We start from the raw sequence: 22,621 nt of genomic DNA, 5'->3' as shown, positions 1-22,621 counted from the left end.
TAGGGTTACAATGGACAGATTATCCAACTAAGGACTTCTATGAAAAAGCTGCTCCTCTCCCTCCTGACCATACTCCTGCTGCTTTCTGTTATTGCAGCCGCGGGGTTGATCTGGGTTTTACAGAGTCCTTATGCAAATAAGCTGATTAACCTTACTCTGGAACAATATACCGGTTCGCTTGTCTCCGTACGGGAAGCCTGCGTAACACGACCAAATCATCTGTCACTACGCGGAGTACAGATTCACCTTCCTCAGTCAGAGCCGCTGGAAATAGACAGCGCCGACATCTGGGTGAACCCGGTATCCCTGATAAAAAAACAGCCGGTTATCGACAGCCTGTTGCTCAACGGACTCAACCTGCAATCCGGCTTGCCAGAACCGTTAGAGGAAATCATCACATCACTGCGTAAACAGGTCAGGCTACATCAGATAGCCATTGCCGGTTTTGATTATGCCGACAACGAACTCATCATCCGGGATGGCAGCATCCAGATCCGGGAACCACGGTTTGCACATGACAACCAGCTTCTCCCGTTCGGCACCATCCAATTCTCGGCAGAGCAATTATACTGGCAGGGGGAAGCCCTAAATAATCTGCTACTGGATGGTGATTATCTCGCCCAGAAAAGCACCCTCTATGGTCTGTCATTCCAGTGGCGGGGAGGGGAAATTTCAGGACAGGCAGAACAGTCAGATACTGGCTGGTCTCTGGTCAATATGACTATTCGCTCACTGCATCTGGATAGAGAAACTACCGGGTGGCTTACAACTCGACTCTATCAGCCCGGCTCATTCCTGTCCGGTATTACGCATATCAATAGCCTGGATATCCTGAACAGTTCCTTTGCTCTGAATAACATCACACTGACTAATCTGGCTCTGTCAGCCGAACAGCTCAATTGGCCTTTCAGACCAGACTCACAGACAGAAGGATCGCTTTCCCTGAATGCTGAAAGTATAGACTTCATGCAGCAACAATTTCAGGAACCAGCTCTGCAACTGCACTTTACCCCCGAACACTGGCTTTTGGATGATTTCAGTACAGAGTTCAGGGAAGGTCAGATCCAATGCCGGGGCGAATTGAGCAAAGGTTCTGTCCACCTTAGCGAAGTGAACATAGATAGAGTCAAATGGTTTGCAGAAATAGAAGCTGATACGGCATTCCTGCGTCCTGTGCTGGAAAAAATGAACACACTGCTTATCGACCAGCTTAACATCCGCTACAGCCAGTTTATTCAGTTATCACAACAGCCTGACTGGCAGATTTCTGGATTACATGCCGAAGGAAAACAACTGGAACTGATCCGTAACCGACAACCGGGAATGTGGAATGGTGAGTTGACGTTAAGAGCAGCGAATGCCAGCATCAATAGCATACTGACAGAACAGCCGCTGCTCAGCATGCAGAGTAAAGATGGTCAATGGCAACTTAACCGGTCTGTTATGCCGCTGGAAAACGGCTTACTAAAGGCTCAGGGACAATACAATTTCACCCAGCCCAGTCAGCCATGGGAACTGGAAATCACATCTGACGGACTGCCCCTGCACTTTTTCTCCCTCTGGCTCTCGTTACCGGCAGACATGCAGGCAACCACAGAATTTCAGCTTAAAGCCAGCGGACTGGCCGGTGATAAGCTGATGTTGCAACATTCCCTGACCGGCGAGTTAACAGCTTCACTCCGGGACACCATTCTGACAACCCGGAAATCAGCCAGCACGCTAACAATACAACCGGTTGAAGTCTCTGATATTAATATAACCGCAAACCGCGGCAGGCTGGACATACAACCTGTCACCCTAACGGATACTGTTAACGGAAAAAATCACCAGCTCACAGGAGAACTGACCGGACACCTGGATCTGCTGCATCCTGAATCCGGATCCATACAACTAGGGCTCGACGAACGATGTCAGAAGTCAGTATTTGATCTTCTCAACAAGACAGAACAACATACCCGTTTATGTGATTAGACAAAGTTATGTGATTAACAGAGACTCAGACCTGAAGCCAGAATGTCACCGGCCCATCATTAACGAGAGCAACTTTCATATCTGCGGCGAAAGCCCCTCGGGCTGTCGGCAAGATCTCGGCACAAAGATCAGAAAAGTGTTCGTACAGACGTTCAGCTTCAGAGGGATGAGCACCACGGGAAAATCCAGCCCGGGTTCCTTTTTTCGTGTCTGCTGGCAAAGTAAACTGAGACACGACCAGAACGCTTCCGTCCACCTGCTGCACATTCAGGTTCATTTTATCGTCTTCATCACCAAAGACACGATATGTCGTCACCCGCTCCATAAGACGCCTGGCTTTGGCTTCATCGTCATCTCTTTCAACACCCAATAACACAAGCAAACCCTGGCCGATTTCACCGATGATTTCACCATCTACCTTAACCGAAGCTTCACTCACCCTCTGAATCAGCGCTATCACTTTCTGTACCTCTTAATTTATGTTGAATTAATCTGACCACATGAAAATCCAGCGGGACCTCGCTGTGCCATCGCTCTCGTTCTCCAAGACTAGCTGTTATTTCGGCTCCGACCAGTACGATAAACCAGCACAGGTATACCCAGACAAACAGAATAGGGATAGCGGCCAATGCCCCATAGATCAAATGATAATTAGGAAACTGACGCATATAAACTGCAAAACCCCATTTTATCAATTCAAACAGCAAAGCCGCGATAAAAGCTCCAAACAGTGCATGACTGACCCGAACTTTACTATTAGGCACCAGCAGATACAGACCGAAAAAAGCAAAATAGGACAAAAGCGACGGCATAATCCGGTAGAAAAAATTAACCGCATCCGGACTGAACAACAGCAGAGAAGTGACATGAGAGCTGAGCGCAATACTCGAACCAATCAGCAAAGGCCCCAGAGTTAACACCATCCAGTACATGGAAAAAGAATATACCCTGCGGCGTTTCCTTTTTACCCTCCAGATAAAATTCAGATTGTTATCGATAGCAGAAATAAGCAGTAATGCGGTGACAAACAGAAACAGAGCACCAAAAGTAGTCATCTTGGCTGTATTCGCAATAAAAGCATTAAGAGCATCACTGATTGCATCTCCGGCAGCAGGAACAAAATTTTTAAAAATAAACTGCTGCACCTGTTCTCCCACACCTTCAAAAGCCGGAAAGCGAGCCATCGCAGAGAGAATCACCGCAGACAACGGCACCAGAGAAAGCAGGGTAATGTATGCCATATAACCGGCATTGACTTTCAGACGGTCATGAGAAGCCCGCTCTTTAAGATAAAAGAGATAGTGAATCGTAGTATTTAAAATATATTTCAGCTTTTCCATAAGCAGTCCGGTAATTTCTGCCTGATAGCAAAGGAATGTAAAGATAACTAAAGCATAAAGGAGGATAGAGGAAGTATCCAGCCCGGGAACCGGGCCGGATAAAGCAGAAAATTACTTAGCAGGACGTCCTGCACGTTTACGATCCGCTTCGGTCAGTAGCTTCTTACGAATACGGATGCTTTCTGGAGTAACTTCAACCAGTTCATCGTCATCGATAAATTCCAGTGCCTGCTCCAGCGTATACTTGATTGCCGGCGTCAGAACCTGCGCATCATCTGTACCGGAAGCCCGCACGTTAGTCAGTTGCTTACCTTTAAGACAGTTCACTGTCAGGTCATTAGAACGGTTATGAATACCGATAATCTGGCCTTCATACACTTCATCCGCATGCTCAGTAAACAGACGACCACGCTCCTGCAGGTTAAACAGTGCGTACGTCAGAGCTTTACCAGTTGCGTTAGAGATCAACACACCGTTAATACGCTGACCAATTTCACCACCTTTATGCGGACCATAGTGATCAAAAGTATGATACAGCAGACCAGAACCAGAGGTCAGAGTCATAAACTCTGTCTGAAAACCGATAAGACCACGGGATGGCATCATAAAGTCCATACGTACACGACCTTTACCATCCGGAGCCATATCCGTTAGTTCACCTTTACGCATACCGATATTTTCCATGATACCACCCTGGTGCTCTTCCAGTACGTCGATAGTCACGGTTTCATACGGTTCCATCAGTTGGCCATCTTCACGCTTCAGGATGACTTCCGGACGCGACACCGCCAATTCAAAGCCTTCACGGCGCATGTTTTCAATCAGGATAGACAGGTGCAGTTCACCACGGCCAGATACGCGGAATTTATCCGGATCATCAGTCTGTTCAACTCGCAGTGCTACATTGTGTACCAGTTCTTTTTCCAGACGCTCAAGTATGTTGCGTGAGGTCACGAACTTACCTTCTTTACCCGCAAACGGCGATGTGTTTACCTGGAATGTCATGGTAACCGTAGGTTCATCAACAGACAGTGCCGGCAGTGCTTCAACCTGGCCCAGATCACAGATAGTATCCGAGATCTTCAGTTCGCCCAGGCCGGTAATCGCAATAATGTCACCGGCAGTCGCCTGTTCAACATCATGCCGCTCAAGACCAAGGTAACCAAGAACCGTACCGACTTTACCATTACGGGTTTTGCCGTCGGCACCAACAACCGTTACCTGCTGATTTGGTTTAACCTTACCGCGGGTCACACGGCCCACGCCGATAACACCAACGTAAGAACTGTAATCTAACTGAGAAATCTGCATTTGCAGGGAACCATCAAGATCCACTTCTGGTGCACTGACATTCTCAACAATCGCTTCGAACAACGGTTCCATGTTTTCACCGGTTTCACCTTCTTCCAGCGTTGCCCAGCCGTTCAGAGCAGAAGCGTATACCACTTTGAAATCCAGCTGTTCGTCCGTTGCCCCCAGATTATCGAACAGGTCAAATACCTGATCCATTACCCAGTCAGGACGCGCTCCAGGGCGGTCAATTTTGTTAATAACCAGAATAGGTTTCAGGCCGTGAGCAAATGCTTTTTGAGTGACAAACCGAGTCTGCGGCATCGGACCATCGACAGCATCAACAATCAGTAGTACAGAGTCTACCATCGACATAATACGCTCAACTTCACCACCGAAATCGGCGTGTCCCGGAGTATCTACGATATTAATACGATAGTCATTCCAGTTGATGGCTGTATTCTTAGCCAGAATGGTAATACCACGTTCTTTCTCGATATCGTTCGAGTCCATGACCCGCTCTTCTAGCTCACCGCGAGACTCAAGAGTCCCCGACTGCTGAAGCAGTTTATCTACCAGTGTGGTTTTACCGTGGTCAACGTGTGCGATGATCGCGATATTTCTCAGTTTATCGATCTGTGGAGTCGTCATGGAATTTGATTCACTCAGTAAGTAAAGGCGCAAGACGCTGCGACCTGGTTTAAAAATCGGCGTTAATGTACCAGATTTTTAGCCGAATACCTAAGAAATGTGATCTGTAACAGAGAATGTTTTTTCACCACAAAAAAAAGATAGTTGCCCGGCATGAAAATCCGATTGACAATTTTCAGTTTAGCATGCTGAATAATCACACATAGCCAGAGATGTTTTACGATCCAGTCATAGCACCAAATCAGTGCAAATATGGATCATTTTGGTGCAATCTATGCACCAAAACCAAACATCATCTATGTAAGATCTTGAATTTAATGGATCTAAACTTATGGCACGATTCTGGCTTCGGCTTTTCGCTCAGAAGAGTCAGCATTGATTAATTCGGTATCAGGAATTAATCAATGCCGATTAACTTAATCGTGCTGTGCCAATTTTTTAACACTGGAGGTTATCCAAGATGTCAGTAGAAAACGTTCTATCGCTGATCCAAGAAAACGAAGTTAAGTTTGTTGACCTGCGCTTTACCGATACTAAAGGTAAAGAACAGCACATCTCTATCCCTGCGCACCAAGTCGATGCAGACTTCTTTGAAGAAGGTAAAATGTTCGATGGTTCTTCTGTTGCTGGCTGGAAAGGTATCAACGAATCAGACATGGTAATGATGCCTGACGCAACAAGTGCTGTACTTGACCCATTCACTGAAGATGCAACTCTGAACATTCGTTGTGACATCTTAGAACCTGCAACAATGCAGGGTTATGACCGCGACCCTCGCTCTATCGCAAAACGTGCTGAAGACTACATGCGTTCTACAGGTATCGCAGACTCAGTTCTTGTTGGTCCAGAACCAGAATTCTTCCTGTTTGACGATGTGAAATTCTCAACTGACATGTCAGGTTCTTTCTACAAGATCGACGATATTGAAGCAGCATGGAACACAGGTACTGACTTCGAAGAAGGCAACAAAGGTCACCGTCCTGGTGTTAAAGGTGGTTACTTCCCTGTTGCTCCTGTTGACTCATCTCAGGATATCCGTTCTGCCATGTGTCTAATCATGGAAGAAATGGGTCTGGTTGTTGAAGCTCACCACCACGAAGTAGCAACAGCTGGTCAGAACGAAATCGCAACTCGCTTCAACACCCTGACAACAAAAGCTGACGAAATCCAAATCTACAAGTACGTAGTACACAATGTTGCACACGCATTTGGCAAAACAGCTACCTTTATGCCTAAGCCACTGGTTGGCGACAACGGTTCAGGTATGCACGTTCACCAGTCTCTGGCTAAAGACGGCGTTAACCTGTTTGCTGGCGACAAGTACGGCGGCCTTTCTGAAACAGCTCTGTTCTACATCGGCGGTATCATCAAGCACGCACGTGCAATCAACGCATTTGCTAACCCAGCAACGAACTCTTACAAGCGTCTGGTTCCTGGTTTCGAAGCTCCTGTTATGCTGGCATACTCTGCACGTAACCGTTCAGCTTCTATCCGTATCCCAGTGGTACCAAGCCCTAAAGCGCGTCGTATCGAAGTTCGTTTCGGTGATCCAGCAGCAAACCCATATCTGGCATTCGCAGCAATGCTAATGGCTGGTCTTGACGGTATCAAGAACAAGATCCACCCAGGGGAAGCGATGGATAAAGACCTGTACGATCTGCCTGCTGAAGAAGCACTGGCAATTCCAACAGTGGCTTACTCACTGAAAGATGCTCTGGAATGTCTGGATGCAGACCGAGAGTTCCTAACTGCTGGTGGCGTATTCTCTGATGACTTCATCAATTCTTACATCGAGCTTAAAGCTAAAGATGTAGAAAAAGTAAACATGACAACTCACCCAGTTGAGTTCGATCTATACTACTCTGTGTAATAGACCTACTCGTTTATTACTCTTATTTTCAGGCTCGCCATTCGGCGAGCTTTTTTTATCTGTGACGAACTCATTTCAACATACCGGATTTTTAACACATTATGCACTGGTGTATTCGCCAGCTCATATTTCCCTACATTACGGCAAGGTTATTGCATTCCCTTTAGTGTAATGCGTACTTACAGCGAGTTAAGGCAAAAAAATACAGAATTATCAGGGTAAGATATAAAAATCTTAAAAATTGTCAGAATTTTATAATGAAATTTAATAATTCTGTCCAGTTTTATACCAGAAGATGAAATAGCCTCTTCTGATATTCTATTTCCTGGCTCATACTTAATTTTATCAATGCACATTTTTGGTGCAAGGCGCATTTCCGGGGCATCTGCTGAGCAATAATAGGGAAAGGTATGGTTAATAACGAACTTTCTAGTGCTATTTTAAACAATGTGGTTACCGCAACCCTAATGCTGGATGAAAATCTGGTCATTCAGTATGCAAATCCGGCAGCCGAACAGTTGTTCTCTCAAAGCACCAAACGCCTGATTTCTACACCACTGTCTCAATTGATTCAGCACGCATCCATGGATTTAGCTCTGCTTACACAACCACTGCAGAGCGGACAAAGTATCACTGATAGCGATGTCACTTTTGTTGTTGATGGAAAACCACTGATGCTGGAAGTCACCGTCAGTCCACTGACCTGGAATAAAGAACTGATGCTGCTGATCGAAATGCGCAAAATCGATCAGCAAAGACGATTAAGTCAGGAACTGAACCAGCATGCTCAGCAACAGGCTGCCAAATTACTGGTTCGTAGTCTGGCCCATGAAATCAAAAACCCTCTGGGTGGATTGCGGGGAGCTGCCCAACTACTGGAAAAAATGCTACCAAACGCAGCTCTGGCAGAGTACACCCAAATTATTATTGAACAAGCCGACAGGTTACGCACCCTGGTTGACCGGCTGCTCGGCCCGCAAAAGCCCGGGAAAAAGAAATCGGAAAATCTGCACGTCGTACTGGAAAAAGTCCGGCAACTGGTTGAACTGGAAACCGGCTCTGATGTTCTGATCGAACGGGATTACGACCCCAGCCTTCCAGAACTGTTGATGGATCCGGATCAGATAGAGCAGGCCTTACTGAATATTGTCAGTAATGCAGCTCAGATCCTTGCTCATCAGGATGATGCCCGGATTATTCTCAAAACCAGAACGATTCATCAGGCAAACATTCATGGTCAGAGATATAAGCTGGCCGCACGCATAGAAATTATTGATAACGGCCCGGGAATCCCTGTTGATCTACAGGATACTTTATTTTATCCCATGGTCAGTGGACGGGAAGGCGGTACCGGACTGGGACTATCGATTGCCCAGAACCTGATAGACCAGCACAGCGGAAAAGTAGATGTACAAAGCTGGCCGGGAAGAACCACATTTACAATTTATCTGCCAATTTAAACCATAAAGCAGATATTGCTGCGAAGGAATGATCGAGTATGAGTAGAGGATATGTTTGGGTTGTTGATGATGATAGCTCCATTCGCTGGGTAATGGAGAAAACCCTGTCATCCGCAAATATCCAGTGTGAAACATTCGCTGACGCAGAAAGCGTACTGATGTCTCTGGAACGGGAAACTCCTGATGTGCTGGTTTCAGATATCCGGATGCCGGGCATTGACGGGCTGGATCTGTTGCATCAGGTACACAGCAAATACCCGAATCTTCCAGTCATCATTATGACGGCGCACTCGGATCTGGATGCCGCAGTGAACGCTTATCAAAAAGGGGCTTTTGAATACCTGCCTAAGCCATTTGATATTGATGAAACCCTGACTCTGGTTGAAAAAGCCATCGCACACAGCCACGAACAAAAAAGAGAGCAGGTTACAGAAGACAGCGTATCAGCCAATGCGCCGGAGATCATCGGTGAAGCTCCGGCTATGCAAGAGGTATTCCGGGCCATCGGCAGACTGTCCCGCTCTTCGATTTCAGTTTTAATCAATGGTGAATCAGGTACAGGTAAAGAACTGGTTGCCCATGCCCTGCACCGCCATAGTCCTCGGGCAAAAAATCCCTTTATTGCCCTGAACATGGCTGCTATTCCCAAAGATCTGATTGAATCTGAGCTGTTCGGACATGAAAAAGGAGCCTTTACCGGTGCCAACAATGTTCGTCAGGGTCGTTTTGAGCAGGCCAACGGAGGAACCCTATTTCTGGATGAGATCGGAGATATGCCACTGGATATCCAGACCCGGCTGCTGCGCGTATTAGCTGATGGTCAGTTCTATCGGGTTGGTGGACATTCACCCATCAAGGTTGACGTACGTATTATCGCTGCCACACATCAGAATCTGGAGAAATTGGCTCATGAAGGTGATTTCCGTGAAGACTTATTCCACCGCCTGAACGTTATCCGAATCCAGATTCCAGCTCTTAGAGAGAGAAAGCAGGACATTGAAAAACTGACCATGCATTTTCTGGCCCGGGCATCCGAAGAGCTGGGCGTAGAAATGAAGGCTCTGCACCCAGCGACTCTGGATGTACTGAAACGCCTGTCATGGCCAGGAAACGTTCGTCAACTGGAGAATATTTGTCGCGGCCTGACCGTTATGGCCAGTGGAAGTGAAATTCTGCCATCAGATTTGCCTGCCGAGCTAATGACAGAAAAATCCGTAACGACTTCTGGTGGCAGCGGTAGCTGGCAGTCTGAACTCGAATCATGGGCAGAAGCCGCTCTTTCTTCAGGAGAAACTGAACTACTTTCTTATGCCCTGCCGGAATTTGAGCGAATCCTGCTGAAAACAGCATTAAACCATACCAACGGTCATAAACAGGAAGCCGCAAAAGTACTGGGCTGGGGACGCAACACTCTGACCAGAAAGCTGAAAGAACTCGACATGCACTGAGCCGTAGGTTTCGTTATCAGCCACAGAAAAACAGCCTGAAAGAAAGGCTGTTTTTCTCGTTTTTCATGCTGACAAACCATACCGTACATTCTTATACTTAGCCGAACGTACATATAACCGTTCAGGATCACTTATCATGATTACCCCCGACCTTCCTCTTGTCGACCTTCACCGCCATCTCGACGGCAATATTCGTATCCAGACTATTCTGGAGCTCGGTCAACAGTTTGGTATACGTCTCCCGGCCAATGATACAGAATCACTCCGGCCTCATGTGCAGGTAACGGAAACAGAGCCGACACTGGTTGCCTTTCTGAGTAAACTAGACTGGGGGGTAGCCGTACTGGGAGATCTCGATGCCGTACGCCGGGTCGCCTATGAAAATGTAGAAGATGCCCTGCACGCCCGCATCGACTACGCAGAACTACGCTTCTCCCCTTACTATATGGCGATGAAACATCGGTTGCCACTAGAAGGCGTTGTTGCTGCCGTTATTGATGGTGTACAGGCAGGAAGCCGCGATCTGGGTATCCAAACTAATTTAATCGGTATAATGAGCCGTTCTTTCGGCACCGATGCTTGCCAGCAGGAACTCAATAGCCTGCTAGTGCACAAAGAACATTTAGTTGCCATTGATCTGGCCGGAGACGAACTGGGTCAGCCAGGAGAAAAGTTTCTGTCTCACTTTAAACAGGTTCGGGATGCCGGTCTGAGAGTAACGGTTCATGCCGGAGAAGCGGCCGGGCCAGACAGCATGTGGCAGGCCATTAAAGAACTGGGAGCTGAACGCATCGGCCATGGAGTCAAAGCTATTTTTGACCCACAACTTATGGATTATCTAGCCGAGAAGCGTATCGGTATCGAATCCTGCCTGACATCGAATATTCAAACCAGTACCGTAGAGTCGCTGTCAGTACACCCACTAAAGATTTTTCTTGAACATGGTATTCTGGCCTGTCTGAACACTGATGATCCGGCAGTAGAAGGCATTGAGCTGCCTTATGAATATAACACTGCCGCCCCAATGGCTGGACTATCTCAACATCAAATTCGCCAGGCACAACACAATGGTCTGGAAATGGCCTTTTTATCTGCAAACGAAAAAGTTAATCTGCAGAAAAAATGCCGGACACGAAACTGATTCTGTTCAGTTAGAAGCAGGAAAGAAATAACGATCCGGGTAGTCGGTAATCAACATATCTACCCCCCATTTCCGGAGTGGTGCCACCAGCTTCGGGACATTGGGTGTATAGCAGAACACCTGATACCCGGCATCTTTCAGTTGCCGGGTTTGTTTTTCTGTCAGAAAACGGTAATCACAATTGGCACTGCTGGCATTCAGAAAATGCAGGATATCCAAAGCATTCTCAGGTATTTGATCCCATAGGTGCCCCCGCCGTATATCAGGCAACAACAGCTGCATCACCCGGAGCATGTCCGTATTAAAACTGGAGAACAGTAACAGTTCCGAAGGAATGTTCTGACTACAAATCACTCGGGCAACCTGTTCACAGGTGAGGGTAACGTCTGCAGTATGATAACATTTCAGTTCAATATTCAACTGAATATTAAACTGAACACCCAGTCTCAGGACTTCATCCAGAGCAGGGATCCTCTCCCCACGAAAAGCCTCTCCAAACCATAGCCCGGCATCCAGTTTTTTCAATTCCGTCAGAGACATATCTCTGACACTCCCACAGCCGTCAGTACAACGATCGACACTCTGATCATGGATCACGACCGGAATATTATCCTCACTAAGGTGAGTATCCAGCTCGATACAAGAACACCCAAGCTTAATTGCAGCCAGAAAGGCACTCAGAGTGTTCTCTGGTGCTTTGGATGATAAGCCTCGATGAGCTGCAATAATCATCCTTATATCCCTATACAGGCACGATTAAAGCCATTACTTCATGCATACAACATTCAGTAAAGACGTACCGGTCAGGTGAGTAACCTTACCACTAGTGAACAGTCCTAATTTTCCCTGCCCCCAGTACGGCAAATGCAATGGCCATTCCTCCCGGCTCATCACTCCGGAACTCAGCAACAGCTTCCACTGTGGCTCACTGACCAGATACATTCCCAACGATGTGCATACTTGCTCTGCTTTATCATAATCCAAACGATTCCAGGCAATACCATATTCCATATAGAACTGCTCATTGCCTTCATCAAGGAAAGGTATAACAAACTGATACCCTTGCATACCGATACTGCGACGCATCGTAATACCCGCAGCAGACACAGCAGATTTCACCACTGTTGATGCTTTAGGAAGCATAGCTGCTGACTGAGTTTCTTTGGCTAAAGGCTTCGCTTTTTCTGCTGATGACTTAGCACCTACTTCCGGTCTTGCTTTCACTGTTGGCTGAGCCTGCTGTTTCTGTTTAGCTTTTACAACCGTAGCCTGCTTATTACCTGCGGATACTTTTTCTGCATGACCATTTTCTGCCACCTGGCGAACAAAGGATTCCTTATATGCAGAAAGCGTTCTGATCTGTCGTGATTCTTTCTCTGCCAGCTTAAAACTGTTATATGGCCCAATAAGACAACGAAAGTGGTTCTCTTCAGGCTTCATCCATACATCAGCAGAAATTTTTTCGTAGATAGGTTTTACCTGAGCGAGAGTAAGTGGCTGAGGGAAAACACCACACTGTATCCAGAAAAAACCGCTGTCCTGCTTAGGTTTTCGTCCCCATAATCCCTGACCGACGGGACAAGACTCCGCCAGCACAGCCAGTTCATCTCTGGAGTTCTGTTTCGCATCACAAACATAACCATCAGCAGCATAGACGACTGTAGGAGTGAGGCCGGAAAAGGCAGCAAGCAAAAGAGTGAAAACAACCGTCTTCAGTTTGCCCGAAAAATTATTATTCATAGATTCTTCTCTAAACTGTTTTGTCGCTCTATCTGATTAAGTGTAGACCCGTCTTATACTGAAAGTATCCGATAAAGCTGACATGGCAAAAGAGCCGCTTTTTATTAAGACGGCTCTCTAGTTTAGGGATGTTTATGATTAAAGATCAATCGGTTTGGATCACCCTTTATAAATTTTAGGGTTAAACACATCCCGCAGCCAGTCACCAAGTAAGTTAATAACCAGTACCAACGTAACCAAAACAATACCCGGAAAAGCCGTGATCCACCATGCACCGGAGAAAATATAGTTAAAACCGATACTGATCAATGAGCCTAGAGACGGCTGGTCGACAGGCAAGCCGAGGCCAAGAAAAGAGAGAGCCGCTTCTGACATAATAGCATTCGCCACCTGAACCGTAGAGATAACCAGAATAGGAGACAGACAGTTAGGCAGAATATGCCGGAACATAATACGGGGAGCCTTAAAGCCCATAACACGAGCGGCTTCCACATACTCTTTCTTTTTCTCTGCCAGTACTGAAGCCCGGATAGTTCGGGCATATTGTGGCCATTCAGCAACCCCGATAATCACCACCAGCATCAGAACCGCATACTGACTGTAAAACTCGCTACCGAAGCTTGCCTTGAAGATAGCTGAAACAATGATCGCAACCATCATGGTAGAGAATGACAACTGAACATCAGCAAACCGCATCAGAAAACTGTCGATACGACCACCAAAATAACCGGCAGACAGACCGATAATAATACCCAGAAACAATTGTAGTCCCACAGCCAGGAAGCCGATTGTCAGCGACAGACGGGAACCGTACAGAATTGTCGAGAAGATATCCCTTCCCTGTTCATCCGTACCCAGAACAAAACGGGAATCCCCATCTTCCATCCAGGATGGCGGTAGTTCAGAGTCCATAATGTCAATCGATGTCAGATCATAAGGATCCGTAGGAGCAATTAACGGTGACGCCAGAGCAATCATCACAAACAGAACGAAAACCGAAAAACTGAACATCGCGACTTTATCGCGCAGGAAATAATAAAGAAAATCCGATTGCTTAAAGCGCTCCCAGCGGCCAGGAGCAGTTGCAGTATTACTCATAATCAGGCTCCTTTACCTGTCAGGTTTACCGTTGGGTTAATCAGTCCGTACAGGAGGTCAACGATCGTATTGGTCACCACAAAAATCAAACCAACAAAAATAACATACGCAGTGATCAGCGGAGTATCCACCCGATTAATAGCTTCCAGAAACAAGAAACCTGTCCCCGGCCATTGAAATACCGTTTCGGTCAAAATGGTATACGCCACCATAGTACCGATCTGTACCCCACCAACGGTAAGCACCGGCAACATGGTATTTTTCAGAGCATGTTGATAATAGATCTTATTCATCGCCAGGCCTTTTGCTTTACCGAACTTGATATATTCAGAACTCAGCACTTCCAGCATTTCCGAACGAACCAGCCGAATAAACAGTGGCAGCATGATAGAGGCCAGAGAAATACACGGCAGAATCAGGTGTGACAGACCATCCAGCGTAAAGTAACCCGACTCCCATCCCAGCAGATTAAAGGTTTCACCTCGTCCGTAAGACGGCAACCATCCCAGCTCGATAGAGAATACATACATCAGCATAATCGCCGTAAGAAAAACGGGGATGGAAATACCGATACTGCTGAATGCCATCACCACCTTAGTGAAAAAACTTTTAGGATGAATAGCAGAATAGACACCGAGTGGAATCGATAAAAGAACGATAATCAGTGATGCACCAAATACGAGCTCCAGTGTTGCAACCAGCTTATCCAGAATAACTTCCGTCGCCGGTTTTTTGAAAAAATAGGATGTTCCTAAATCACCATGCACTGCATTTGTCACAAAACGGGTGTACTTGGTAACAAACGGATCATTCAACCCCAGCTCGTCACGCAGAGCCTGACGTTCTGCTTCAGAAACGGATTGCCCCACCAGCTCACGCAGCGGATCCCCCAAATTATCCTGAATGGAAAATGCCACCACGCTGATAACAAACATCACAATCAGTGCCTGATACAGGCGTTTGACCAGAAACGAAAACATTTCTTGCCCCTTTAATCATCAAATATTCAGTCTTAACTATCAGTTTAAACAGCTCTCAATCCGACTGAAACAAGAATGAGAACCTGAAATCAAAGACAGAGACACTCTTACAGAATTACCCTGTCAATGGCTGGCTAAAAACAGGCTTATCAGCAGACAAAACCCCGCAGAAGCGGGGATTTGTTATGCCGAACGACTTAGCCCGTTGATTTATTTAACTTCCAGATCACCAAAGTATGGGAAGTTCATCGCATTCACGATAGGTGCAATATTCACATTAGATTTAGCACCCCAAGCCAAGTTCTGCCAGTGTAGAGGAACAAACGCTGCTTCATTATACAGTGTCGCTTCTACCTGCTGCAGCATCTGGGTACGTTTAGCCGGATCCGTTTCTACGTTAGACGCTTCCACTAAACGGTCAACGTCTGCATTAGAATAATGACCACAGTTATACTGACCGCGACCAGTTTCTTCGTTACGGGTCATGGTCAGAAACTCAGAGAAGTTTGCAGAATCTTCAGTATCAGAATGCCAACCGATCATCAGCATATCTGCAGCACATTTATCAAACTCAGGCCAGTACTGTGCTTTTGGCATAGTCTTAAGGTCAACCTTGATACCGATCTTAGATAACATGGCTGCTGCTGCCTGAGCAACTTTGGCGTCGTTTACATAACGGTTGTTTGGTGCAATCATGGTCAACGTTAAGCCATTTTCATAACCAGCTTCTTTCATCAATTGCTTGGCTTTTTTCAGATCATAACGTGGTTTCAACTCTGGATTGTATCCTGCGTAACCTTCTGGACTTTGCTGACCAGCCGCGGTTGCAAAACCTTTCATGATTTTCTTCACGATGCCGTCATTATTGATGGCATACACGATAGCTTGACGTACGCGAACATCTTTTAGTGCTTCGTTACTGTTCTGGTTCATCTGGAATGAGATAATACGGGTACCCGGTAATGTAACCAGATCCACATTCTCGGCAGTTTCAACACGATTATGGTCATTCGGTGCCACCGGAGCGATCATATCTACATCACCGGAAAGCAGAGCCGCTACACGGGTTGCATCTTCTTTGATCGGCACCAGAGTCAGGTGATCCACATTACCTTTTGAACCCTTGTCCCAGTAATCAGCAAAACGTTCAAACTCAACTTTTACGCCCTGCTCGCGGGATGTCACGATAAATGGTCCGGTACCAGAAACGTGTGTTGAGGCAAAAGAGTTACCATGCTTAACGATTTCTGCTTTGTCTTTACCTTCTGCTGTCTGACCAGAGTAAAACTTGCTGTCCATAGGGAAGATATACGTTGCCGTCTGCAGTACCAGTGGGAATGCGCCTTTTGATACCAACTCAACTGTATAGTCATCCACTTTGACCATTTTTTCAAACGGGTCAAATATTGCCTTAAAATCAGGAGACTCCTGAAGACGTTCAAATGTCCATACCACGTCATCTGCCGTCATTTCATTACCAGAGTGGAACTTCACTCCTTTACGCAGCTTAAAACGGAACCGGGTATCATCAACACGTTCCCAGCTTTCAGCCAGACGAGCTTCAAAATCCAACGTCTGTGTATAACGAACCAGAGGATCAAACACCATATGTGACATCTGCAGCGTACCACCGGAAAGCTGTTCATGCGGATCCAGTGACACAGGATCTGCATCATAAGCAACAGTGATATCTGCCGCCGCTGCGCTCAGGCTCAGGCCTGCCGCCATCAACGCAACAGCCAGTTTTGTCTTAATGGTTTTCATAGCATAACTCCTTATGCGGGAATCCGTATCCCTTTTGTTTGTTGTGTGTGCTTCTGTTTTGACAGTACTTCTGAATTACGCAACATCTTCTCTTAATCCGGTAAATTCCGGCATCAGAGAAATCAATTGCTTACTATATTCATGTTGCGGGTCATTAAATAACTGCTCTGTCGGAGCAACCTCCAGCAGCGTTCCCATTTTCATGACACCAATACGGTCACACATCTGACGGATAACCGGCAGGTCGTGACTGATGAAAAGCATAGTCAGGTTCAGCTCATCCTGCAGATCTTTCAACAAATTAAGAATCTGAGCCTGGACTGAAACATCCAATGCTGAAGTCGGCTCATCACAGATCAGAAGCCGCGGACGAGTTGCCAATGCCCGGGCAATAGAAATGCGCTGACGCTGACCACCTGAAAATTCATGCGGATATTTCACTCCAGCCATTCGGCCCAAACCGACATGATCCAGCAGATCATATACAATCTGTCGGGTTTCATTTTCATTGCGGGTCAGCTTATGAAAACGAATAGGCTCTGCAATAATGTCGAAAATTTTCATCCGCGGGTTCATCGATGTGTATGGGTTCTGGAACACCATCTGCATCTGGCGGCGCACCGGACGACGCTCTTTTTCCGACTTCATTGCCGTCAGGTCAATACCTTCAAAGGTTACTCTGCCGGAATTTGGCTCATACAAGCCAGCAATGACACGGGCAATCGTTGATTTACCAGAACCAGATTCACCCACAAGACCAAAGGTTTCACCTTCAAAAACCTCAAAGCTGACGTTATTTGATGCCTGCACATATTCCCGACGACTTTCGAACAGCGAATCTTTCGTCACAAAACGCAAGTTTACATTTTCAACATTGAGCAGTGGACCAGTGTAAGAGCGCTGATCCTGACTCTGCCCCAACCAATGATTCTTAATATCCAGCGATTTCATTTCCGTCGCTTCTTCGATATAACTAACCAGTGGGAAGCGATCCAGTTTGACATCGGAACGAGGTACAGCAGAAATCAGGCTGCGGGTATACGGATGATCAGGGTTACCCAAAACCTTCTCAGTTTTACCAAACTCAACTAAATCACCACGGTACATAACCGCAACTTTATCTGTAACATTTGACACGACCCCCATATCATGGGTGACGAGCATACAACCGACATTATTTTTAACGCACAATTCACGAATAAGATTCAATATTTGATCCTGGATAGACACATCCAGTGCGGTTGTCGGTTCATCCGCAATAATCAGATCCGGCTCTCCCGCCAAAGCAATAGCAATAACCACTCGCTGGCGCATACCTCCAGAAAACTGATGCGGATACTGCTTGAGACGGTTTTCCGGTTGTGGAATTCCGACCTGATTCATTAAAGATAATGCTCGCTGGTAGGCTTCCTGATCAGAAACCTTCATATTCGCGTGAATCGTTTCTTTCAGTTGTTGCTCAACAGTAAATAAAGGGTTGAGTGAAGTCATCGGATCCTGAAAAATAAATCCAATCTTTGAACCACGAACCTTACGCATTTCCTCCGGCTTAAGACCGGAAATTTTTGTACCATCCAGGTATACATCCCCTCCGGCAATCAACCCCGGAGGACTCAGCAAATCAATCACACCATTACCGACCGTAGATTTACCGGCACCAGATTCACCCACAACACCAACAATTTCACCACGTTCAATAGAAAAAGAAAGCGACTTTACAGCTGCATGTACACCATGGCGAGATGGGTATTCAATTCGAAGGTTTTTAACCTCAAGAAGTGACATTTTCAGTCCTCTGTCTTGTCTTTATATGCCTGAAACATTTATTAACCATGCTTAATACACGCTTTATGGCATAAATAAAATCCATTTATTAACAGAATAATGCTCTGATAATTAAGTAGCTGCTAAATTTGTCAAAAAACTCAGTTTAATGCAACAAATAAAGGATAAAAGACGGTGAAAAAACAATTTTAAAGCATTAAACCACAATAATTATGCATATTACATAGAATTATAATTCACAAAAAACGCACCATTATCGTGCATAACGCACCAAAATAAGGATAAAAAACCAAAAAATCCGACTCAAGTCACACAAATGATATTTTTATGCACGCCCACAATAATGAATGATTATGCCATTACAGCCCCAGAATATGAGAAACAAAAACCAAATGAAATCGAATTCATTAGTTAATAACACCAGAAATGAGACACTAATAAATATATTATATTATTCATTTTTACCAAACCAGAGAATGAATACAGAGAATCAAGATGAATATAGAGAATTCTTGTGCTACCACACCAGTGAAAAGGCAAGCTTAAATATTTCAATTAATACCAAGGAGGAGAGAAGAGGAGAATCTTTGAATTGAATGAATATGGTGTCATAACCCATTCAGGACATCCAGTGCGTAAAACTTACGGAATACATACAAAAAAGCCTGTCACTAAGGACAGGCTTCTTAAAAGTGGTCGGTGAAGAGGGATTCGAACCCCCGACCCTCTGGTCCCAAACCAGATGCGCTACCAAACTGCGCTATTCACCGAAACTCTTTATATATAAAATGGGGTGGCTAACGAGACTTGAACTCGCGACAACCGGAATCACAATCCGGGGCTCTACCAACTGAGCTATAGCCACCGCTGAGATAAAAAACCCATCAAATCATGATGGGTTTGAAATATGGTCGGTGAAGAGGGATTCGAACCCCCGACCCTCTGGTCCCAAACCAGATGCGCTACCAAACTGCGCTATTCACCGAGATGGGGTGGCTAACGAGACTTGAACTCGCGACAACCGGAATCACAATCCGGGGCTCTACCAACTGAGCTATAGCCACCACTAAATTTCTGCCGATAAATGTCCAGAGCCCTCCGAAATGGCGCGCCCGAAAGGATTCGAACCTTCGACCTTTGGCTCCGGAGGCCAACGCTCTATCCAGCTGAGCTACGGGCGCATGCCCTATCGGCGGAGTGGAATAATACGTATATCGCTGGAATGAGTCCACCATTTTTTGCAGTTTTTTTATCAATTGTTGTCTTTTTCAGCAGTTTAAGCCCTATTTGTTAAACATCGAACGTAAATTAGCAATGTGAGCCTGGCCTTTAGCCATTCTTTCCTCCTGAGACTGAGGTTTTTTCTCTATTTCCCATTCAATGTCTTCATAAGGCAGCTCCTCCAGAAAACGGCTCTGCTGAGGTTTAATCAATTCACCAAACTGCCTGCGTTCACGGCATAACGTAAACGTTAACTCTTTTTGTGCCCGGGTAATGCCCACATAAGCCAGACGCCGTTCTTCTTCTACATTATCTTCATCAATACTGGTTTGATGAGGCAGAATGCCTTCTTCTGCCCCCATAAGATACACAAACGGAAACTCCAGCCCCTTAGAAGCATGCAAAGTCATCAACTGTACCTGATCCGCATTCTCATCATCTTCTCCACGTTCCATCATATCCCTTAGAGTCAGGCGCTGGACAACTTCTTTCAGGCTCTTTTCCTCCTGATCACTGTTATCGCCTTCCAAATCGGCCACTATCCAGCTATAGAGATCAGAAACATTCTTCATTCGCATCTCTGCTGCCTTAGCACTGGATGATGTTTCATATAACCAGTCTTCATAGTTAATATCACGAACCAGAGCACGCACAGCATCGACCGTATGGCCGCGCTCAGCATTATCAGAGATTGCGACAATCCACTGGGTAAATTTACGCAAATTATCCAATCCCCTACCACTCAGATGCTGCTCCAACCCCAGCTCGAAGCTTGCTTCAAACAAGCTCTTTCCACGCATATTGGCATAAGTTCCCAGCTTTTCCAGTGTAACCGGCCCAATTTCTCGCCGGGGGGTATTTATGATACGCAAGAAAGCATTATCATCATCCGGATTCACCAATACCCGTAGATAAGCCATAATATCTTTTATCTCCGCACGGGAAAAAAAAGACGTGCCTCCAGAAATTCGGTAAGGGATCCTGTTTTGCATTAAAGCCTTCTCGATCAGACGGGACTGATGATTTCCCCGGTACAAGATCGCATAGTCTTTGTAATGAGTCCGGTTCAGAAAACGGTGAGCAATCAGTTCTCCTGTCACCCGCTCGGCTTCATGGTCTTCATTTTTAGCCGTCAGCACTTTCAGTTTCTCCCCATCAGGGATCTCTGAAAACAGGTTTTTCTCAAACACATGGGGATTATTGGCTATCAGAATATTTGCTGCACGTAAAATACGGCTGGTTGAACGATAATTCTGTTCCAGCTTAATAACTCTAAGATTGGAATAATCCTGGCTCAACAGTACAAGGTTCTGCGGTTTCGCTCCCCGCCATGAATAAATGGATTGATCATCATCTCCTACAACCGTCAGACGACCTCTCTCTCCCACTAATAGCTTTACCAGTTCGTACTGACTGGTATTCGTATCCTGGTATTCATCCACCAAAAGATAACGTATACGGTTCTGCCAATACAGTCGGACATCAGAGTTACTCTTAAGTAACTGTACAGGCATCAGTATCAGGTCATCAAAATCAAGAGCGTTATATGCTTTCATCTGTGCCTGATATAGCTCAAAACAGAAAGAAAACAACTGTTCCTGCTCTGATCGTGCATATCCCCTCACCTGATCAGGTGACAGCATGTCATTTTTCCAGTTAGAAATGGAACTCAGCAGTTGCCGGAGAAGATCCTTATCACCATCCAGTTGCTTTTCCGTTAATTCTTTCAACAGAGCCATCTGATCCTGATCATCAAACAAAGAAAAGCCAGCTTTAAGCCCCAATGCCTTATATTCACGTCGGATAATATTTAATCCCAGCGTGTGAAATGTAGAGATCATCAACCCTCGGGACTCTTTTTTTCCTAACGTCTGCCCTACACGTTCTTTCATCTCCCGGGCTGCTTTATTAGTAAAAGTTACTGCTGCAATATTTCTCGCTTTATATCCGCACTCCTGAACCAGATAGGCTATCTTATTGGTAATTACACGAGTCTTACCAGAACCAGCTCCGGCAAGAACCAGACATGGCCCAGAAACAAATTTTACGGCTTCATTCTGTTGCGGATTTAACTTCATGATCCGATACCTTAAAGCAAACATCAAAGGGGGCTATATAGTAATCGTCCCTTGCACTGATTGCTATTCAGATTATCCACCAGACAACATAAATTTCTATAAAGGTAATTGAGCAGTATCAGACTATCAATCTATACTTTTTCTCTGCACTATAACGACTTTTCCACCTAAATTACCTAAAATAGGTACAAATTTTCAGGAGTATAATCAGATGTTTGATCCCAAGAAATTAGAACAGATAGCCAAGCAGATCCATGATTCCATGCCAGAGCCGGTAAAAGAACTCGGTGCTGATGTCGAACTGAAAGTACGTCAGGTAATTCAGGGGCAGTTAAATAAGCTGGATGTTGTCAGCCGGGAAGAGTTTGAAGTACAGACTCAAGTGTTACTCAGAACCCGCCAGAAGCTTTCAGAAATAGAACAGAAACTGGCTGCTCTCGAAGAGAAATTAGCTGCTGATGCAGAAAAAAAGAAAGAGCAATAAAGACACGCTACAGGCTTATACCGATGAGCCTGTTTTTTACTACAGGCAGAGTGGACAGAACTATCTATCTCCTTGCTTGACGTAGCAGGCCAGCTTTCTTTAAACCCAAAGCAACCAACTGAACGACCGCTCCGCATTGGCCACTTTACCCCAAACGTAAAAAAGCCCCGTCACTTCTGACGAGGCTTCAAATAGTGGCGGAGCGGACGGGACTCGAACCCGCGACCCCCGGCGTGACAGGCCGGTATTCTAACCAACTGAACTACCGCTCCACTAAACTTTTTACCAAATAAAGTCTTA

The 22,621-nt window shown here is 45.7% G+C and carries 16 protein-coding genes and 6 tRNA genes; 6 read left to right on the top strand and 16 right to left on the bottom strand.

Features of this window, described 5'->3' with window-relative positions:
• The first annotated feature begins 39 nt into the window (after nt 1-39).
• A complete protein-coding gene (locus CSW98_RS16445) occupies nt 40-1,971 on the top strand; it encodes an AsmA family protein (protein ID WP_100801569.1) in 1,932 nt (643 codons plus the stop codon).
• Nucleotides 1,972-1,996: 25 nt separating this feature from the next.
• On the opposite strand, the gene dtd is transcribed toward CSW98_RS16445, so the two are convergent.
• From dtd to typA, 3 genes are all read right to left on the bottom strand, one after another.
• Nucleotides 1,997-2,431 carry a D-aminoacyl-tRNA deacylase gene (gene dtd / locus CSW98_RS16440; protein ID WP_100801568.1) on the bottom strand — a complete coding sequence of 145 codons (435 nt, stop codon included), beginning with the start codon at nt 2,429-2,431 and terminating at the stop codon, nt 1,997-1,999.
• Nucleotides 2,403-3,311 carry a virulence factor BrkB family protein gene (locus tag CSW98_RS16435; RefSeq protein WP_100801567.1) on the bottom strand — a complete coding sequence of 303 codons (909 nt, stop codon included), beginning with the start codon at nt 3,309-3,311 and terminating at the stop codon, nt 2,403-2,405. The genes dtd and CSW98_RS16435 overlap by 29 nt, the downstream gene beginning before the upstream one ends.
• A gap of 111 nt (nt 3,312-3,422) precedes the next feature.
• Nucleotides 3,423-5,252 (bottom strand): translational GTPase TypA, encoded by a 1,830-nt coding sequence (typA, locus tag CSW98_RS16430; protein WP_100801566.1) that lies wholly within the window; start codon nt 5,250-5,252, stop codon nt 3,423-3,425.
• A gap of 460 nt (nt 5,253-5,712) precedes the next feature.
• On the opposite strand from typA, the gene glnA reads away from it, so the two are divergent.
• The 4 genes from glnA to add all read left to right on the top strand — a co-directional run bounded on the left by glnA (nt 5,713) and on the right by add (nt 11,171).
• On the top strand, nt 5,713-7,122 hold the full coding sequence (gene glnA / locus CSW98_RS16425) for a glutamate--ammonia ligase (RefSeq protein WP_100801565.1): 1,410 nt from the start codon (nt 5,713-5,715) through the stop codon (nt 7,120-7,122).
• A gap of 410 nt (nt 7,123-7,532) precedes the next feature.
• Nucleotides 7,533-8,582, top strand: a complete 1,050-nt coding sequence (glnL, locus tag CSW98_RS16420) for a nitrogen regulation protein NR(II) (RefSeq protein WP_100801564.1) — start codon at nt 7,533-7,535, stop codon at nt 8,580-8,582.
• A 38-nt stretch (nt 8,583-8,620) separates the two neighbouring features.
• The gene (gene glnG / locus CSW98_RS16415) at nt 8,621-10,030 is read left to right on the top strand and encodes a nitrogen regulation protein NR(I) (protein ID WP_100801563.1); all 1,410 of its coding nucleotides are present in this window, start codon (nt 8,621-8,623) and stop codon (nt 10,028-10,030) included.
• Between the two features lie 136 nt (nt 10,031-10,166).
• A complete protein-coding gene (add, locus tag CSW98_RS16410) occupies nt 10,167-11,171 on the top strand; it encodes an adenosine deaminase (protein WP_100801562.1) in 1,005 nt (334 codons plus the stop codon).
• A 6-nt stretch (nt 11,172-11,177) separates the two neighbouring features.
• Here the strand turns inward: add and CSW98_RS16405 are convergent, their stop codons facing one another.
• The 12 genes from CSW98_RS16405 to rep all read right to left on the bottom strand — a co-directional run bounded on the left by CSW98_RS16405 (nt 11,178) and on the right by rep (nt 21,837).
• The gene (locus tag CSW98_RS16405) at nt 11,178-11,903 is read right to left on the bottom strand and encodes a glycerophosphodiester phosphodiesterase family protein (RefSeq protein WP_100801561.1); all 726 of its coding nucleotides are present in this window, start codon (nt 11,901-11,903) and stop codon (nt 11,178-11,180) included.
• 33 nt (nt 11,904-11,936) lie between these two features.
• The gene (locus CSW98_RS16400) at nt 11,937-12,911 is read right to left on the bottom strand and encodes an SPOR domain-containing protein (protein ID WP_100801560.1); all 975 of its coding nucleotides are present in this window, start codon (nt 12,909-12,911) and stop codon (nt 11,937-11,939) included.
• 159 nt (nt 12,912-13,070) lie between these two features.
• The gene (locus CSW98_RS16395) at nt 13,071-14,009 is read right to left on the bottom strand and encodes an ABC transporter permease (protein WP_100801559.1); all 939 of its coding nucleotides are present in this window, start codon (nt 14,007-14,009) and stop codon (nt 13,071-13,073) included.
• 2 nt (nt 14,010-14,011) lie between these two features.
• The gene (locus CSW98_RS16390; protein ID WP_100801558.1) at nt 14,012-14,989 is read right to left on the bottom strand and encodes an ABC transporter permease; all 978 of its coding nucleotides are present in this window, start codon (nt 14,987-14,989) and stop codon (nt 14,012-14,014) included.
• Nucleotides 14,990-15,199: 210 nt separating this feature from the next.
• Nucleotides 15,200-16,753, bottom strand: coding sequence for an ABC transporter substrate-binding protein (locus CSW98_RS16385; RefSeq protein ID WP_100801557.1), 1,554 nt, complete (start codon nt 16,751-16,753; stop codon nt 15,200-15,202).
• Between the two features lie 75 nt (nt 16,754-16,828).
• On the bottom strand, nt 16,829-18,538 hold the full coding sequence (locus CSW98_RS16380; protein ID WP_100801556.1) for a dipeptide ABC transporter ATP-binding protein: 1,710 nt from the start codon (nt 18,536-18,538) through the stop codon (nt 16,829-16,831).
• Nucleotides 18,539-19,231: 693 nt separating this feature from the next.
• Nucleotides 19,232-19,308, bottom strand: a tRNA-Pro gene (locus CSW98_RS16375).
• 19 nt (nt 19,309-19,327) lie between these two features.
• Nucleotides 19,328-19,403 (bottom strand) — tRNA-His (locus CSW98_RS16370).
• A 43-nt stretch (nt 19,404-19,446) separates the two neighbouring features.
• Nucleotides 19,447-19,523, bottom strand: a tRNA-Pro gene (locus tag CSW98_RS16365).
• A 3-nt stretch (nt 19,524-19,526) separates the two neighbouring features.
• A tRNA-His gene (locus CSW98_RS16360) sits at nt 19,527-19,602 on the bottom strand.
• A gap of 40 nt (nt 19,603-19,642) precedes the next feature.
• Nucleotides 19,643-19,719 (bottom strand) — tRNA-Arg (locus tag CSW98_RS16355).
• A 102-nt stretch (nt 19,720-19,821) separates the two neighbouring features.
• A complete protein-coding gene (gene rep, locus CSW98_RS16350; protein WP_100801555.1) occupies nt 19,822-21,837 on the bottom strand; it encodes a DNA helicase Rep in 2,016 nt (671 codons plus the stop codon).
• Between the two features lie 211 nt (nt 21,838-22,048).
• On the opposite strand from rep, the gene ubiK reads away from it, so the two are divergent.
• Nucleotides 22,049-22,321: a ubiquinone biosynthesis accessory factor UbiK gene (ubiK, locus tag CSW98_RS16345; RefSeq protein WP_100801554.1), complete on the top strand. Its 273-nt coding sequence runs from the start codon at nt 22,049-22,051 to the stop codon at nt 22,319-22,321.
• 195 nt (nt 22,322-22,516) lie between these two features.
• Here the strand turns inward: ubiK and CSW98_RS16340 are convergent.
• Nucleotides 22,517-22,593 (bottom strand) — tRNA-Asp (locus CSW98_RS16340).
• Between the last annotated feature and the right edge of the window lie 28 nt (nt 22,594-22,621).

The organism is Vibrio sp. HA2012 (assembly GCF_002812955.1).
GTDB lineage: Bacteria > Pseudomonadota > Gammaproteobacteria > Enterobacterales > Vibrionaceae > Vibrio.
Note: the sequence above shows the minus strand (reverse complement) of the source record. Positions and strands in the feature narration are given on the sequence as shown.

Coding starts and splice junctions, on each gene's coding strand:
- glnL (WP_100801564.1), top strand. CDS start 7,533: ATGGTTAATAACGAACTTTCTAGTGCTATTTTAAACAATGTGGTTACC.
- rep (WP_100801555.1), bottom strand. CDS start 21,837: ATGAAGTTAAATCCGCAACAGAATGAAGCCGTAAAATTTGTTTCTGGG.
- CSW98_RS16390 (WP_100801558.1), bottom strand. CDS start 14,989: ATGTTTTCGTTTCTGGTCAAACGCCTGTATCAGGCACTGATTGTGATG.
- add (WP_100801562.1), top strand. CDS start 10,167: ATGATTACCCCCGACCTTCCTCTTGTCGACCTTCACCGCCATCTCGAC.
- CSW98_RS16380 (WP_100801556.1), bottom strand. CDS start 18,538: ATGTCACTTCTTGAGGTTAAAAACCTTCGAATTGAATACCCATCTCGC.
- typA (WP_100801566.1), bottom strand. CDS start 5,252: ATGACGACTCCACAGATCGATAAACTGAGAAATATCGCGATCATCGCA.
- CSW98_RS16445 (WP_100801569.1), top strand. CDS start 40: ATGAAAAAGCTGCTCCTCTCCCTCCTGACCATACTCCTGCTGCTTTCT.
- glnG (WP_100801563.1), top strand. CDS start 8,621: ATGAGTAGAGGATATGTTTGGGTTGTTGATGATGATAGCTCCATTCGC.
- ubiK (WP_100801554.1), top strand. CDS start 22,049: ATGTTTGATCCCAAGAAATTAGAACAGATAGCCAAGCAGATCCATGAT.
- CSW98_RS16435 (WP_100801567.1), bottom strand. CDS start 3,311: ATGGAAAAGCTGAAATATATTTTAAATACTACGATTCACTATCTCTTT.
- CSW98_RS16400 (WP_100801560.1), bottom strand. CDS start 12,911: ATGAATAATAATTTTTCGGGCAAACTGAAGACGGTTGTTTTCACTCTT.
- glnA (WP_100801565.1), top strand. CDS start 5,713: ATGTCAGTAGAAAACGTTCTATCGCTGATCCAAGAAAACGAAGTTAAG.
- CSW98_RS16395 (WP_100801559.1), bottom strand. CDS start 14,009: ATGAGTAATACTGCAACTGCTCCTGGCCGCTGGGAGCGCTTTAAGCAA.
- CSW98_RS16405 (WP_100801561.1), bottom strand. CDS start 11,903: ATGATTATTGCAGCTCATCGAGGCTTATCATCCAAAGCACCAGAGAAC.
- CSW98_RS16385 (WP_100801557.1), bottom strand. CDS start 16,753: ATGAAAACCATTAAGACAAAACTGGCTGTTGCGTTGATGGCGGCAGGC.